Annotated in this window: 13 protein-coding genes; 10 read left to right on the top strand and 3 right to left on the bottom strand. The window is 34.2% G+C overall.

All coding sequences use genetic code 11. From position 1 onward, the window contains the following. Positions 1-9 precede the first annotated feature (9 nt). Together zapD and coaE are read right to left on the bottom strand one after the other, a co-directional pair. Positions 10-747 (bottom strand): cell division protein ZapD, encoded by a 738-nt coding sequence (gene zapD / locus GAPWK_RS05030; RefSeq protein WP_025315179.1) that lies wholly within the window; start codon positions 745-747, stop codon positions 10-12. A gap of 2 nt (positions 748-749) precedes the next feature. After that, on the bottom strand, positions 750-1358 hold the full coding sequence (coaE, locus tag GAPWK_RS05025) for a dephospho-CoA kinase (protein ID WP_025315178.1): 609 nt from the start codon (positions 1356-1358) through the stop codon (positions 750-752). A 405-nt stretch (positions 1359-1763) separates the two neighbouring features. On the opposite strand from coaE, the gene lexA reads away from it, so the two are divergent. The 3 genes from lexA to argS all read left to right on the top strand — a co-directional run bounded on the left by lexA (position 1764) and on the right by argS (position 5996). Then, on the top strand, positions 1764-2390 hold the full coding sequence (gene lexA / locus GAPWK_RS05020) for a transcriptional repressor LexA (protein ID WP_025315177.1): 627 nt from the start codon (positions 1764-1766) through the stop codon (positions 2388-2390). A 51-nt stretch (positions 2391-2441) separates the two neighbouring features. After that, a complete protein-coding gene (locus tag GAPWK_RS05015) occupies positions 2442-2828 on the top strand; it encodes a hypothetical protein (RefSeq protein ID WP_025315176.1) in 387 nt (128 codons plus the stop codon). Positions 2829-4262: 1434 nt separating this feature from the next. Beyond that, positions 4263-5996 carry an arginine--tRNA ligase gene (gene argS, locus GAPWK_RS05010; protein WP_025315175.1) on the top strand — a complete coding sequence of 578 codons (1734 nt, stop codon included), beginning with the start codon at positions 4263-4265 and terminating at the stop codon, positions 5994-5996. Positions 5997-6122: 126 nt separating this feature from the next. On the opposite strand, the gene GAPWK_RS05005 is transcribed toward argS, so the two are convergent. Further along, a complete protein-coding gene (locus tag GAPWK_RS05005; protein ID WP_025315174.1) occupies positions 6123-6416 on the bottom strand; it encodes a putative quinol monooxygenase in 294 nt (97 codons plus the stop codon). Between the two features lie 578 nt (positions 6417-6994). On the opposite strand from GAPWK_RS05005, the gene GAPWK_RS05000 reads away from it, so the two are divergent. From GAPWK_RS05000 to GAPWK_RS14100, 7 genes are all read left to right on the top strand, one after another. After that, positions 6995-8014 carry an amidohydrolase family protein gene (locus GAPWK_RS05000; protein WP_025315173.1) on the top strand — a complete coding sequence of 340 codons (1020 nt, stop codon included), beginning with the start codon at positions 6995-6997 and terminating at the stop codon, positions 8012-8014. A gap of 569 nt (positions 8015-8583) precedes the next feature. Next, on the top strand, positions 8584-11106 hold the full coding sequence (locus tag GAPWK_RS04990; protein WP_025315172.1) for a type VI secretion system Vgr family protein: 2523 nt from the start codon (positions 8584-8586) through the stop codon (positions 11104-11106). A gap of 3 nt (positions 11107-11109) precedes the next feature. After that, on the top strand, positions 11110-13773 hold the full coding sequence (locus GAPWK_RS14110; RefSeq protein ID WP_025315171.1) for a T6SS effector phospholipase Tle3 domain-containing protein: 2664 nt from the start codon (positions 11110-11112) through the stop codon (positions 13771-13773). Further along, a complete protein-coding gene (locus tag GAPWK_RS04980; protein ID WP_025315170.1) occupies positions 13763-14563 on the top strand; it encodes a T6SS immunity protein Tli3 family protein in 801 nt (266 codons plus the stop codon). Before GAPWK_RS14110 ends, GAPWK_RS04980 begins: the two co-directional genes overlap by 11 nt. Further along, the gene (locus tag GAPWK_RS14105) at positions 14544-15461 is read left to right on the top strand and encodes a T6SS immunity protein Tli3 family protein (RefSeq protein WP_025315169.1); all 918 of its coding nucleotides are present in this window, start codon (positions 14544-14546) and stop codon (positions 15459-15461) included. Before GAPWK_RS04980 ends, GAPWK_RS14105 begins: the two co-directional genes overlap by 20 nt. 127 nt (positions 15462-15588) lie before the next feature. Next, complete coding sequence (locus GAPWK_RS04970) at positions 15589-16392, top strand: T6SS immunity protein Tli3 family protein (protein WP_025315168.1); 804 nt, start codon at positions 15589-15591, stop codon at positions 16390-16392. Continuing rightward, complete coding sequence (locus tag GAPWK_RS14100) at positions 16373-17284, top strand: T6SS immunity protein Tli3 family protein (protein WP_025315167.1); 912 nt, start codon at positions 16373-16375, stop codon at positions 17282-17284. The genes GAPWK_RS04970 and GAPWK_RS14100 overlap by 20 nt, the downstream gene beginning before the upstream one ends. Positions 17285-17365: the final 81 nt, after the last annotated feature.

Raw genomic sequence — 17365 nt, 5'->3', positions numbered from 1 at the left:
TTACTAATGTTAACAACAGGCTAATTCAAATTCTAATGCTTCAGTAATAGTATTTTCACTAGCTTCAAGTGGTATAAATCGAATACTATAACGAGACATATGTCCTGAAACTTGAGGATAAACATTTTTATCCAATGAGACTCGAATTCGAATTAAATTAAACTCGCCACTGGTTTCTTGAAAAAAATTACTATTATAAACAAATGGTTTAAATTCACCCATTTGCCGAATCATTTGCATACAACATGACAAAGCTTCATCAAGAACTGTCAAATGTTGTAACCAGTTTTGCACTTGCCTATCGCGCTTTTCTTGTAACTGTTCTAACCATAAATAAAAAGATGGAAGATCGAAACTACAGCATCCGCCTGGGATCATTAAACGTTGACGGATCGCAGTAATAAAACGGTCATCTTTTAGAGCTTGTCCTAGGCGCATAACCGAATTGAATTTAACTAAGTACTCATCAAATTGACTAATTAAATTATTTAATAGTACTTGATCGACACCGTCGATATTTGCCCAAGATAAAAGTTTATTTTTTTGAGTCTCGATTTCCTTGATTAGTTCACTTTTTACATCATTACGTTCAATGATTTCTAATAATTCGGATAGAGAATGAAAAAATAAAAGCGCATTATTTTGATCAAAATGACTGTGCAAATTTAATTGCTTTAACAAAAATTCAATACGTAACCATGTGCGCATCTTTTCATTTAGTGGATGTTCAAAAATAATCTTATCCATACTTAACCATTTTTAATATTAAAGTTATTTAAATATTGTTGATGCAATTTATTCACTTGCGCGGTTAATGAAGTCAAATCACCATTATTTACAATGATATCATCAGCATAAGTTAATCGTTTTTTAGAAGAAATTTGTGATGATATCATTTTCTGTGCTAGCGATTTATCGATATTATCTCTCTGGATAAGTCGCTCTAATTGTAACTGTTCTGGTGTATCAACCATTAAGACTCTATCAGCAAAATTATGTAAATTATTCTCAACTAATAGGGGAACAACCCAAATTACATAAGCGACTGTTTGCTGAGCAATTTGGATTTGTGTTTGTTCTTGAATGATTGGATGTAGCAAATTATTTAGCCAAAGTCTTTCATGATCATTATTAAAAATAATTTCTCTTAATTGACTACGATCTAATTCATTATTGGGTAATAAAATTTCTTGGCTAAAATGTTTAACAATCAGCTTATATGCTTCGGTTCCTATTTGAACAACTTGCCTAGCAATCACATCAGCATCAATAATAGGCACACCTAACTGAGCAAAAAGGTTAGCAATGGTACTTTTACCGCTAGCAATTCCACCACTCAGAGCAACAATATAAGGCATGAAATAGATTCCAAATCCAATCAGATAAAATTCTTGAAATATTATATCATACACTCATTTTCATTACACACGCCAAATTATCTAAAAAGTAAAGAAAAACAGGGAATTTTGTTTAGATATTATAAGGAACATTTTTTTCAAAATAACCTCTTAATTTATCAACCAACTGATTTTTTGAAAAATAGTAAAAAAGTATTCTTTTTTATTGCTCAATTAATTCAAATAAGCATGCGTATTAAACCGATAGTTTTCACATAGTTAAAATAATAGTAATGATATTGCAGAAAAAACCGGCTATTACTTTTACTTATCATTATAGTAAAAATAAATTTAATAAAATTGTTGGTTTTATATTTATAGCTGTATATAATTACATGCATCTGTATAAAAAAACAGGAATTGATGATGAGACCATTAACGGAACGCCAAAGACAGATTTATGATTTAATCAAAGATAATATTCAAACAACCGGAATGCCACCTACTCGAGCAGAAATCGCCCAAAAATTAGGATTTCGCTCAGCAAATGCAGCAGAAGAGCACCTAAAAGCGCTCGCCAAAAAAGGGGCAATTGAAATGATTGCTGGATCATCTCGAGGAATTCGCTTATTACTGGAAAGCCAAGAAGAACAGAATGATTTTCCAGGAATTCCGCTAATTGGACAAGTTGCAGCTGGTTCGCCGATTTTGGCTCAAGAACATATTGAAAGTCACTACCAAGTTGATCCATCTCTATTTAAACCTCATGCCGATTTTTTACTTAGAGTTCATGGCATGTCAATGAAAGACATAGGAATTATTGATGGTGACCTACTTGCTGTACATAAAACGCAAGATGTAAAAAATGGGCAAGTTGTGGTTGCTCGTATTGATGATGAAGTAACAGTTAAAAGACTTTCACGCAAAGGTAAACATGTACAATTAATTGCCGAAAACGAAGAGTTCTCACCTATCGAAGTTGATCTTGAAAAACAAAGTTTTGCAATTGAGGGAATTGCTGTTGGAATAATTCGTAATGGATCATGGATGTAAGAACAAAGTTGGTATAAAATGGCTAATAATTGTTAATTAGGAGATAACAATATGTGGCTATTTTGGTTATATGAATTTTTAGGATTTGTTGCAGTTATTTCACTTATCGTTGCTTACTGTCGTATTCGTAAACAAAGATTTTGGTCTTTTACATGGAAATATTTAAAGTGGATATTATTGTCAATTGTTGGCGTTTTATTGGTAATAGCCATACTTTGTCGACATGATCTCTACAATGCCACCCATTGTTATTTTCGCGGAGTGAGTATGCATGCCCAAACAAAATATTCTATCTATTTGGGCGAATGTCAGGTAGAAACGCCAAGTGGCAGTTATATACCGATCGATCGAACAGAAGCGTTACTTGGTTCTAATGACCATGGTAATGGCTCAAGTGACCATGGTAATAATGATGGCGGAAATGATCTATCCAAGTAATTAATTAAATCTTAAAAATCAGACTATCACAACTATGATAGCCTGATTTTTTTATTACGATAAAATCTTAATCTACTAATTCAAAACGCTGTTTTTCATATTTATGTTTAGAATAATGATACTAACAATGCTGATATGCTAAACAATACTTCTCTAACTTTTTAAAACCAAAAATTAATACAAAACTAACACAAAGATAAATAACTGCAGCGATACCAAATGCATGAAAAGGTCGATACGTTTCAGCATAAATATATCGAGCAATTTTCATCACATTTATTAAATTAATTCCATAAAAACATTAATATAGTTGTTTTCAAATAACTTGGTTATATCATTTTAATAAACTGCTATTCTGTAGGTTCAAACCAAAATAAATAATCCATCTCATATAAAAAAATATTAAAAAACAAATCTTATAAAAACAACAATGATAGCTTTGTAAAAATTATTCAGGAGTCTATGTCATTTCATTTTCTTTTCTTAAAATAATCATTTAAAAGACGACTTATAGATTATTGTTATTTATGTAATGAAATCATTGAATAGATATTCTTTAACATCTCATCAGCATTAATCATTAAGTATCAATCAATTTTTCTTAATTATCTCCATTTCAACAATCTGAAAATTATTAAACTATCAAATTAATTCTATAAAACATTAATATAGTTGTTTTCAAATAACTTGGTTATATCATTTTAATAAACTGCTATTCTGTAGGTTCAAACCAAAATAAATAATCCATCTCATATAAAAAAATATTAAAAAACAAATCTTATTAATAACAACAATTACAATTTTGTAAAAATTATTCAGGAGTCTATATCATTTCATTTTCTTTTCTTAAAATAATCATTTAAAAGACGACTTATAGATTATTGTTATTTATGTAATGAAATCATTGAATAGATATTCTTTAACATCTCATCAGCATTAATCATTAAGTATCAATCAATTTTTCTTAATTATCTCCATTGCAACAATCTGAAAATTATTAAACTATCAAATTAATTCTATAAAACATTAATATAGTTGTTTTCAAATAACTTGGTTATATCATTTTAATAAACTGCTATTCTGTAGGTTCAAACCAAAACAAATAATTCATCTCATAAAAAAATATTAAAAATCGAATCTTATTAAAAACAACAATTATAATTTTGTAAAAATTATTCAGGAGTCTATGTCATTTCATTTTCTTAAAATGAAATGATGATTTAATTGCTTGTTAAGATAATAGATCATGAAATTAACAGGTTGGTAGCTTTAATAATTTTTTAAATCATAAGTTTTGTTATGGAAATAGCCATTAAATCATTAAAAGCAATTTTATTATTCTAAAAAAAGCCTTCAAAAACTAATCCTACAGTGACAATTTATCACTTTGTCGGTATCATATTCGGCATTTTATTATAATCGATTAGGTTTAGTGTGAATATTCAACAATTATTAACGCAACGCGTTTCGCAAGCAATGATTCTAGCTGGCGCCGATAACAACTGTGATGCTTTGATTAAGCAGTCGGCTAAAGTTCAATTTGGTGATTATCAAGCTAATGGTATTATGGCAACCGCCAAAAAACTGGGTATGCCACCAAGAGCATTGGCAGAAAAAGTTTTACAACATTTAGATATTGATGATATTGCCGATAAAGTTGAAATTGCTGGTCCAGGTTTTATTAATATTTTTCTAAAAAACAGTTGGATTGCCGAGCAAAACGAAATCGCATTAAACAGTGATAAACTCAATATTACTTTACCTGCTAAGCCACAAACAATTGTGGTTGACTATTCAGCGCCAAACGTCGCCAAAGAGATGCATGTTGGGCATTTGCGTTCAACCATCATTGGTGATGCCAGTGTGCGGGTATTATCTTTCTTAGGTCATAATGTTATTCGCGCTAATCATGTCGGTGACTGGGGCACACAATTTGGTATGTTGATTGCTTATCTTGAAAAGATGCAAAACGAACATGCCAATGATATGGAACTGTCAGATTTAGAATCTTTCTATCGTGCGGCCAAAAAACATTATGATGAAGATGAAGCCTTTGCCGAAAAAGCACGTAATTATGTGGTTAAATTACAAGGTGGTGATGAGTACTGTCGTGATATGTGGCGTAAGCTTGTTGATATTACCATGACACAAAACATCGCAACTTATAAACGATTAAATGTGACATTGACAGTTGAAGATACCATGGGTGAAAGCATTTATAACAGCATGCTACCGGGTATTGTTGCCGATCTTAAACAGAAAAAATTAGCGGTTGAGAGTGAAGGCGCCATTGTTGTATTTTTAGATGAGTATAAAAATAAAGAAGGCGAACCAATGGGCGTTATCATCCAAAAACGTGATGGTGGCTATCTGTATGCAACAACCGATATCGCTTGTGCCAAATACCGTTATGAAACGCTACACGCTGATCGCATTCTTTATTACACTGATTCTCGTCAACATCAACATTTAGAACAAGTTTGGACGATTGTACATAAAGCTAAATATGTTCCAGAATCATTAAAATTAGAACATCATATGTTTGGTATGATGCTGGGTAAAGATGGCAAACCATTTAAAACACGTTCGGGTGATACCGTAAAATTAAATGACTTGCTTGATGAAGCTTGTGAACGTGCAAGCTCACTTATACGTAGCAAAAATCCCGAACTGTCAGAAGCCGAGCTTAGCCAAATCGTTGATGCCGTTGCCATCGGTGCCGTTAAATATGCGGATCTTTCCAAAAATCGTACCACCGATTATGTATTTGATTGGGATAATATGTTGTCGTTCGAAGGAAATACTGCACCTTATTTACAATATGCTTATACTCGTGTGCTGTCTGTTTTTAGAAAGTCTGATATTTCTGAAGACAGCCTTACAGGCGATATAAGTTTGGGCAGCGACAAAGAACGTGCTTTAGCGACTCGTTTAATCCAATTTGATGAAGCGATCACTACTGTAGCAAACGAAGGCACGCCACATGTGCTTTGTGCTTATCTTTACGAAATTGCAACGCTATTTTCAAGCTTCTATGAAAACTGCCCTATCTTGACGGCTGAAAATGAAAACTTGAAACAAAGCCGCTTAAAATTGGCTTCGTTAACGGCTAAAACACTTAAAGTTGGTCTTGATATGTTAGGTATTAAAACCGTCGATAAGATGTAATTAAAAAGATAGCTAGTAGTAATTAAGTAAATAAAATTATCTTGCAAAAAATCCATTTAAAAGCCACCGATAAAATTGTATCGGTGGCTTTTTTATATTTAAATATATTGTTAACCTGAAAAAATTTTAGAAATTAACAGGTTTTGCTATACAAATATCTAAACCGTCTACGTGATCTTTGGCAAAGGTAGCAAATTCAACAAAATGTGGCGTTGCGTTATGACTGTCTATGGCTGCTTGAGAAGCCCAAGTTTCAATCACTACATAAACATTAGGGTTACTAATACTCTGATTAAGTTCATAATGGATGCAACCTGCTTCTTTTCGACTCTCTTCGACAAGTTTTTTTAAAATAGGTTGAAATGCTGCATAGTACTCTGGTTTAACTGTAATTGTGGCAATAATATTTAAATGGTTCATATAAACCTCTTGATGCTTAATATAGAAAATCTGGTAAAGAGTATAGCTGAAATTACAGATTAATAAAAAGAGGTAACCAATATTATGTCTATTTTTAATTATTGCTATGCATCATTGATTAACCTTATAAATTGTTTAAATAACCATGAATGATGGTAACGAATCAATAAAATTTCTATATTCATTTAAAGGTTGAAAGATTAACTCTACATAAAAATATCTCGATTTTTGGACGAATAAATCTTTATATAAAATATAGAGTTATATACTAAAAATTTCCTAGTCATAAAACAATCCTATAAAAAACGTGTGTTTAGGTTTAAAAAAATCTAAAAAATAATACTTTAACTATTTCATTTATTTAGATATTTTTTAAAATTTTAAGCTTGCTATTAACCCTAATTTAGTTAGAATTTCAATAGTTTTATAAACCAATCTAGGTTAGCTTGATATGTTAAATTTGAATCAACAATATTTTCGTCCACAATTGTTGATTTTTTTAATCCTCCTTCATGGAGGATTTTTTTATCCACCATTTTTATTAAATCCCAAAAGAAATTGAATTATAGAGGCAGATTATGACCGATAATAAAAAAATGTTATCCACCAGTCGAGATCAAAGTTTAAAAGCATATTTGATGAATAAAATAAAGCAAAATGGCGGTTGGGTTAACTCACATATGCATGCCGATCGTGCTTTTACCATAACGGTAGATAGTTTTGATGTGTACCAAAAACAGACCTTAATTGAAAAATGGGATACTTTAGATAAAGTTAAGGCATCAATGAGTGAAGATGATTACTATCGCCACTTTAGTATGGCGGTGGAGCGTATGATTGAACAAGGCGTGACGGCAATGGGTTCATTTGTGGATATCGACCCAATTGCTGAAGAACGCGCTATTAGAGGCGCACTTCGAGCTCGTGAAACATACAAAGATGACATTATCATTAAATTAGTCAATCAAACACTTAAAGGTGTCATCGATAAAGAAGCTCGCTATTGGTTTGATAAAGGTGCTGATTTAGTTGATATTATCGGTGGATTACCTCGCCGTGATGAACGTGATCATGGCAAAGGAATGGGATTAAAACATCTTGATGTGTTAATGCAAACGGGTAAATCATTGGGTAAAATGGTGCATGTTCACGTTGACCAATTTAACTCATCAGACGAAATTGAAACCGAACAACTTACCGATAAAACTTTAGAGCATGGTATGCATGGTCGTGTCGTTGCTATTCACAGTATTTCAATCACAGCGCACAGCTTGGAATATCGTCAAAAACTTTATCAAAAAATGAAAGAAGCAAAAATGATGGTCATTGCTTGCCCATTTGCTTGGATTGATAGCCCACGCCGTGAAGAACAAGGCCCTACTCGTAACTCACTCACACCCGTTGACGAACTTGCCTCAGCAGGGATCCCTGTTGCCATTGGTACCGATAATATTAGTGATTATATGCTGCCATTTTCAACCGGCAATATGTGGGAAGAACTAAAACTACTTGTTACTGGCTGCCGTTATACCGATTTGGATAATGTGGTAAATGTTGCAACCAAAAATGGACGAATGGTATTAGGACTGGAAAAATAAATCGTCTTTTATAAATAAAAATCTCACCAAAAAGTAATAAAATTATGGTGAGATTTTTCTGAATATTATCTCATTTGCAAAAGCATCTTTCTCTACTTTCAAGCAATAAGTATGCGCATTATCCAACGATTGAATTTTTCACTATTAATTGTTCGATAAAACATAGATTAATATGCCCGTTTTTTAATAGATATAATAGCTATAAATCTCTCCGCACTTTATAAAATCCATACTCATTTTATCGACTTTTTATTTTGGTTAAATATTGGGCGTTACAACAATAATTACCCTAAATTTAAATTAATTCTACATCTCAATAAATTAAAAAAATAAACATTTATAAATCAGATTTTTTTTAACAATGTGATCTGTAGCTATTTCTTTAATGATATGGATTAGAATATGGATAATAAAAAAACTAAGTCGTATCAATTATTAGCCTCTTTAATTACAAAAAACAATCAAATTTATTCAGTCAACTCATTGACAACAGCCTATTTTTACGTATCTTATTTATACAAGTTCACACGATTTGATATACAAAGTAAAAATAAGTATAAGAGGCAAGAATGGATAGGATAAATTCCTTAATAAATGGAATTGGTTCATTAGCAAATAGTAGCCAACTTAATCAATATAGCCTGTCAATTGATCAACTTAATGATCTCACAATGCTCTCAATCTATTCTATTGATGGGCATGAGTCATTGAATGAACCTTGGTATTACAAAATAACATTTACCAGCACCAATAAACAAATTGATATTAATTCGATATTAAATCAGCCTGCTTCCCTTACCTTTCATGCACCAGATCCTTTAAAACAACTTATTCAACTCAGTTCGCTAACCGCTCCAGCACAAAATAGGACAATATATGGTGTTATTACTGAATTTAGCTTGATATCAGTAAGTAAAGATGAAGCTCGTTATCAAGTTATATTAAATTCACGCTTAGCACTACTAGCCAATGAACATCGGTGTGCTATCTATCAAAATAAAAGCGTGATTGATGTTGTTGAAGATGTTTTACGTTGCCATGGATTTACGGGTATTGAATACCGCTTGGATCTAAAAAATTCTTATCCTGCTCGTGAATTTATTACTCAATGGCAAGAAAGTGACCTTGCTTTTATTCAGCGTATTCTAGCCGATATTGGAATATGGTTTCGTTTTGAAACACATTCACAGCATCCTTGTGATGTCATGGTTATCAGTGATTATGAACAAGGATTTGATAATAAAGGACACCTACCCTTTAAACCACTTAGTGGTATGAATGATGTTCAACAAAACAGCATTTGGAATTTACAATTTAGAAGTAAAACCAAACAACAACAAGTATCGGTTAATGATTATAATTATCGCACCGCCGAAAGTAATCTAAAATCTAACGTTAATACCCAAATTAAGGACACCACTACTTATGGCAATGATTACCGCTATGGTGAACACTATAAGCAAAAAGGTAGTTTAACCTCTGTAGAAAGTGGACATTGGTATGCGCAAATTCGTCATGAATATTACATCAGTGATAAAATCATTATCCGTGGTGAGTGTAATGATTATCAATTAATGCCAGGACAAATAATTACCGTTGATGAAAGTCCAATTAACCATATTCAAAAAGGAATTATAATCCTATCAACGCAATGTTATGCAGACCGAAGCACATCTTACAAAACCCATTTTACAGCTATTCCATTCGAAGAATTAAAACCTTATCGCCCTGCTCCAATTGCTTGGCCAAAGGTGAGTGGCACCTTACCAGCCAGAGTCACCAGCCCAGATAATGATATCTACGGTTACATTGATACTCAAGGTCGTTATCGTGTTAAATTCGATTTTGATTTAACCGAATGGAAGAAAGGTGAAGAAAGCTTATGGGTTAGACTCGCTAAACCTTATGCGGGTGATACTTATGGGTTCCACTTCCCGCTTATAGACGGCACAGAAGTGGCGATCGGTTTTACTTCGGGCAATCCAGATAGACCGTATATTGCTCATGCAATGCATGACAGTAGCAATCCTGATCACGTTTCGACCAGTAACAAACACCGTAATGTGATTCGAACACCTGCCAATAATAAGCTACGCATGGATGATAAGCGTGAGCAAGAACACATCAAATTAGCCACCGAATACGGTAAAACTCAGCTTAACCTTGGGCATTTAGTAAATAATAAAAAGCAACAGCGTGGCGAAGGGTTTGAACTTAGGACCGATGAGTTTGGAGCAATAAGAGCCAGTAAAGGTGTTTATCTTACGACCATAAGCCAAGAAAAAGCGACTGGTGAACAGCTTGATATGAAAGGTACTATTAAACAGATTGAAAAGTCTCTTGATATATCTCAAGCGTTGATCGGTTGCGGCAAAGTGAGTGGCGCTGAACTAGCCGAAATAACCGAACAGCAAGCATTATTCGATGCCAGTAATCAATTACAGGAATCAACCGTTGTTATTCATGGTGAACAAGGGATCACACAAATTTCGCCCAGAAGCATTCAACATGCTGCCAATGAAAATATTATTGCTACCGCAGGTAACAATGCAAGCATCAATATTTTTAAAAAGCTCTCTATGGCAGCAGGTGAAATGATATCTATTTTTGCCCATAAGTTAGGAATAAAACTTATTGCTGCTTCAGGACGAGTTCAAATTCAAGCCCAATCCGATGAAATGGAATTAACGGCCCAAAAAAATATGTTTATCACTAGCTGTGCAGGTAAAATTACCATTAATGCCCAAAATGAACTGCTACTGCTTAGTGGTGGTGGCGGAATTCGTATTAAAAATGGCACTATCGAAATGATAGCACCAACCAGCATATTACAAAAAACAGCAGTATTATCTTACAGTGGTCCTGAAAGTATAAAAGAAGCGGTACCTTCATTTGAAAAAGGCAGTCTTGCACGTAAATTCAAATTGCACTTTAATGATTCACCCTCACAGGTGCTAAAAAATCAACCATATCGTATCCACTTCAATGACGGAAGTACACAAGATGGTATAACCGATGAGAATGGAGAAACAGAAATCATTCCAATGACAGAATTAGAACAAATAAAAATAGAAATATTAAAAAAGGAATAAGTTATGCCTGATTTTGATAACTTAAAAGGAAACAATATCTCGGATAGTACTACAGGACTTCCTCCTGAATCGGGAGCCATGTTAACAAGTAATATAGAAGCATCACGCCCATTACCCTGTGTTGTAATATTAATTCATGGCGTAAATGATGTTGGAGAAGCGTTTGAAAATCAAGATAAAATGATTTGCGAAGGTTTAAACCGTCGCTTAGGTCGTAAAGATTTAAAACCTAACAAGTGGCAATGGGCGCAAACAAGCGCTGATGATTTTTCGCCACGAATCCAAATGTTGCCAGAATGGCAAGAAAACGTTGGTCAAATAAAACCGCCGTTAAAACCGAAAACGGTAAAACATAAAAGTTATTCACCTATTATTCCCTTTACCTGGGGATACAGACCAGTTGACGAAGAAACCTATAAACAAGAACAGATCGCCTATTACAAAAGATTACAGGATAGCAATGTTAAAGATCCTGAATTACCCTACGATAGCTATTGGGTTGAACGCAACTGCCATTTCAAAACCGAAAATATAGAGGTCAATAAACTTAATTGCGACAAATTTGGTAACTGGATCGATTACCTTTATCGACGTAATGGTGGGCCTTTCGCCAATGCAACCACTTGTATACCCGATATGTATGGTCCGGGAATGGCTGGCTTTTTAGGACATGCTGGCGAGGCAGCTACACCAAAAGGTGCAAGAAGCTACCAAAATCCACATCGTATCTATTATGTTTTTGCCGCTTATCGTCTAGCGAATTTAATCAAAACCATTAGACAGCAAACAAAAAAGCAAGATATTCCAATTAATATTGTTGCCCACAGTCAAGGCACCATTATTACCATGTTAGCCAATCTGATTTTAGCCAATGATAATGACGAGCCACTTCCTGCTGATTGCGTAATTTTGGCAAATTCACCCTATGCTTTTGAACCAACCTATGCGGAAATACTTACCAAAGATCTATGTATGGGTGTCCAATCACAATACGGGCGAGAGCAGACATTTATTAATTTTGTTGATCAACTTCATAAACTACAAAAAGATCGAAGATCAAAAAAGTTCAAACCAGAAGATTTGATTGAAAAAGGGATAATTAATACTACGGTCGATCCCAATGAAATTTATACCCAAGCGGATGGAACTAAAAAACAGTATGATAGACTCGGCAATGATAAAGAACTGTTTTATCGAGATAACTTTGGCAAAGTGTATCAATACTTTAGTCCTAATGATCATGTAGTATCATTATTGAATGTTCAAGGGATGGGTTGGCAAGGTATTCCGGATAATATTTTTAAACAGTGTAAACATCAAAACCTTAAACAACGAATTTTTAGTCATGGTCATATTGTCGGTAATGATCCTAAAAATAAAAAAGTAAAAATTCCTAGGATTTTTATTAAAATACTTGAAAAAGATTACCCAAGTTATATTAGTGTGACGGATTATCAACAACGGATTAAAACTAAAGAGTATGATGGCGAAAAAATTCAATTAGCGGTTGTGTTACTTTCAGAACAGTTAACAAAATTAATACAGGAACCCTTATTTAAAGGGCATGATGGATCTTTTAATCATGGCTTTTATGCTGATGAAGGCCATTCAATCTTTGTTATCTATATACCCTCAAACGAAGAAATTAAACGTGATTATCCCGAACTATTTTATCAAAACATTAGTTCTGGTCAATTAGAGTCAGATTGTGAAAATTATGAAATGGATGAATATTCAAAGAGCAATCCACATGTATCACCAACTGTTTTTTATGATGCGTCAAAGAGCAGGTGTAATACAGTATCAACAGGTGGTTTAGCTATACAAACTGCACCTTATATATTAACCACCCGATTGATTAATGGTGAACCCGTTCCGGAAACCATGATCTATACAGTAGATAAACCAAGTGGCAAAACAAAGTTAAGCAGAGCTATCCACTATAATGATATTTATAATAGTGATAACCAATTTGTTGAAGATTTAGAAAAAAAATTAAATTATGAAATCATTGACCGACCTGATTATATACCTGTAAAAAAAATAGATAAAAAGGATATTTTATCGCATTTTATTACTGATGAACTCCAATTAAAAAAATTGCTCGACGATCATCCTGAATGGGATAGAGGAATAGAGTCCGCAAGTTATATGGTTAAGCAGGAAAATAAAATATTAGTGATTTACCGTAACCCACAAAAACAAATTGAGTCCGAAATAGGTAAAGAAGTAGACGATGAAAAGGATACCAGTTCTCACCATTCGGGCATAACCAACAGTTTGGAAGCGCCTGCTAAAATCATGGCTTATGATTTAGCAATTGGGGTGGTTGAAAACATCAGTGCCACAGATCAAAAATTATTAAATAACTGGCGGGTACTGGCTGACTGGCGCCACCCTGAAAATACCGATCCTGAAACCTTTCAATATGCTCATAAGGGTATACTACCTGATAAATTAAAAAAAGCCATGAACTACCCTAGCAAACATATGCCAAAAGATGATGGTATGGTAGTGAATGATTATTATCATGACGCACTTACCAATGAAGGAACTCAATGGGCCAAAGAAGTAGAGATGGCCCAAGAAAAATACAAAAAATTAACCGAACCACCACAATGGGTGTTGCCCGATCCTGACTTAAAAGGAGTTACAGATGTTGATTAGTTATTTACTACTGAGTTTAGCATTATTTCTATTTTGTTTTTTTAAACGTTGGCATCTTTTTTGTTGGTTAAGTTACAGCGTTTTTTTGGTCTGTTTTTTGGCAATCATCCCTTTACCGGGTGAAGATAAAGTTAAATATAGAGCCCCTACTCAAGTTGTGTTTCGGTTTGATGAGCACCGGTTTATTCAACTTACTGGCTATGGTTGCCAAGGGCGAATGTACTATGTTGATGATCAAAAGCAGATCTATTACGAATTAGCTCGGCACTCGGCAAAGGTTTTAACCGAGCCTTTTGCCCATATGCCTGAAGATTATATTTTCATTCCAAGTACTGACTATTCTGACATAGATTTTTCCCAGGATGGCGGGCGGTCTTTTACCTCTATACATCTTCCAACAATGGATCTTACGGGTAATTATCGCCCAGATTATAATACGGTAGAAAACATTGTGGTAGTGAATAATCAACTGTTTTTTAAGGATAAAAACAAAGGAATTTACCGTTCACCCAAACCTATCGGTTCGGGATTTGCGGTATTATCACCCGCTCACGAGGAATATTTAGAAGGTCTTATTCAATTTACTGGATACCGTTGGACGGATCAACCTCAAACTATGCCAATTATGCCTGCCAATTATACTGGTTGGCAGCGATGGCAGTGTGATCCTAGCTTAAAAATACCAATTACCGTCTATAACCGTTATGCGCCGCTCATTAAATTACAAACTCAATTACGCCATCTATTAGGCGTCGCAGAGGAGGTAACGCATGAAAAAGAAACTAATTAAATTGTTAATCTGTTGCATTGTCATTCCTGGTGGTTTATGGGCATTTATCATTAACTTTGGTTCAAATTTACCGCAAAGATATGAAGAAACAACGGGACTCGATATTCCAATGCCTGAGCCAAGAGAAGGTTACGAAATTATTTACCCTGATATGATTCGAACTAATGACCGCCACGAGACTGCCTCGTTTTACTATTTAAGTGAAAAACGTCAGGTTATTTACCGTTATGATGCAGATCGTTATTTAGAGCTACAGGGTGAAAACTGTGAAGGATTAATTTGGTACCACGATCAGGCCAAAAATATTCATACGCGCATCAATAAAGTCTTTTTTACTCATGATAGATTACCAAAATTTAACTATTACAACCCTGGCAAGGATTATATTGGCATTCCAACCGATGATATGTCTGCAGTGCCGTTTTCAATTGATGGCGGTCAGACTTTTTATGTTGGCAAGGTGACCAGCTTTGCAGCTAAACCCAGTGAGCAAGTAGAGCGTTTTATTGGGGTAGATGATAGCCCACTTACTCTTGAGTTTTCAGATTCAGACATTAAAAAAGGATTAGGTTATTTTAAAAATAAAATTACTATTTCTGGTAACACAGGCTATTTTATTCTAAAAAATGATGTACTGTTTGGCGATACTGTCTTTTTGCAAATGTTTAAATACCCTCAACAAACTTTTCATTCATTAAGTGGTGTTATAGACACCCAAACAAATATCAATTTATATCTTAAAGGTAAAAACATGTCAGAAATCCAACGATTTGGTTCATATTGGGAAATTTATTATAAACCCGCTTATATAGAGCGCATAACTGGCGCGCGTAATATTAAACTTGAACCCTATCAAGGTTGGGACAAAATTCGCTGTGAAATTGGGGCAGAAAAATAATTCTAATATTGACACACAAGCCGATAAAAGTGTCAGGTTAACTATTGTTGATATATTAGCAAGATAAACCGTATTGGAATGCAACAAAATGACAATATTAAGTCATTTGCTATAGAAGGAATATTAGTTGTTGATTATAAGTTATTTACTACTGAGTTTAGCATTATTTCTATTTTGTTTTTTTAAACGTTGGCATCTTTTTTGTTGGTTAAGTTACAGCGTTTTTTTGGTCTGTTTTTTGGCAATCATCCCTTTACCGGGTGAAGATAAAGTTAAATATAGAGCCCCTACTCAAGTTGTGTTTCGGTTTGATGATCACCGATTTATTCAACTTACTGGCTATGGTTGCCAAGGGCGAATGTACTATGTTGATGATCAAAAGCAGATCTATTACGAATTAGCTCGGCACTCGGCAGAAGTTTTAACCGAACCCTTTGCCCATATGCCTGAAGATTATATCTTTGTACCTTTAAGTGATTATTCTGCTATAGACTTTTCTCTGGATGGCGGGCGTTCTTTCAGTACCTTTCATATTGAAACGATTGAGAATATGGGAAGTTATCATCCTAATTATAATACAGTAGAAAACATTGTGGTTATGAACAATCAATTTTTCTTAAAAGATAAAAATAGAGACATTTACCGTTCACCTAAACCTTACGGTACACGTCCTGCCATAATTTCAGCTACTAGTGAAAAATTTTTTGAAGACAGCATACAATATATGGGACTTCGCTGGGCGGATCGACCTCAAACCATGCCTACCATACCAGCCAATTATACTGGTTGGCGGCGATGGCAGTGTGATCCTAGCTTAAAAATACCAATTACCGTCTATAACCGTTATGCGCCGCTTATTAAATTACAAACTCAATTACGCCATCTATTAGGCGTCACAGACGAGGTAACGCATGAAAAAGAGACTGATTAAACTGTTGATCTGTTGCATTGTCATTCCTGGTGGTTTATGGGCATTTATCATTAACTTTGGTTCAAATTTACCGCAAAGATATGAAGAAACAACGGGGCTCGATATTCCAATGCCTGAGCCAAGAGAAGGTTACGAAATTATTTACCCTGATGTGATTCGGACTAATGACCGCCACGATACTGCCTCGTTTTACTATTTAAGTGAAAAACGTCAGGTTATCTATCGTTATGATGCAGATCGTTATTTAGAGCTGCAAGGTGAAAACTGTGAAGGATTAATTTGGTACCACGATCAGGCCAAAAATATTCATACGCGCATCAATAAAGTCTTTTTTACCTACGATAGGTTACCAAAATTTAACTATTACAACCCTGGCAAGGATTATATTGGCATTCCAACCGATGATATGTCTGCAGTGCCGTTTTCAATTGATGGCGGTAAGACTTTTTATGTTGGCGATGTAACCGATTTTGCAGCTAACCCAAGTGAGCAAGTCGAGCGTTTTATAGGTGTTGATGATAACCCATTAACCCTACAATTTACCGATGTTAAAAAATCGACAATGGAAGGCTTTATTAATACCATTACCGTTTCTGGCAATACAGGCTATTTTATTCTAAAAAATGATGTACTGTTTGGCGATACTGTCTTTTGGCAAATGTTTAAATACCCTCAACAGACTTTTCATTCATTAAATGGTATAAACACCAAAGCAGATATTAATTTATATCATAAAGGTAAAAACAGAGAAGAGATTCAAAGATTTGGGCGATATTGGGAAATTTATTATAAACCTGCTTATATAGAGCGCATTACTGGCGCGCGTAATATTAAACTTGAACCCTATCAAGGTTGGGACAAAATTCGCTGTGAAATTGGGGCAGAAAAATAATTCTAATATTGACACACAAGCCGATAAAAGTGTCAGGTTAACTATTGTTGATGTATTAGCAAGATAAACCATATTGGAATG

Source organism: Gilliamella apicola (genome assembly GCF_000599985.1).
Taxonomy (GTDB): domain Bacteria; phylum Pseudomonadota; class Gammaproteobacteria; order Enterobacterales; family Orbaceae; genus Gilliamella; species Gilliamella apicola.
Note: the sequence above shows the minus strand (reverse complement) of the source record. Positions and strands in the feature narration are given on the sequence as shown.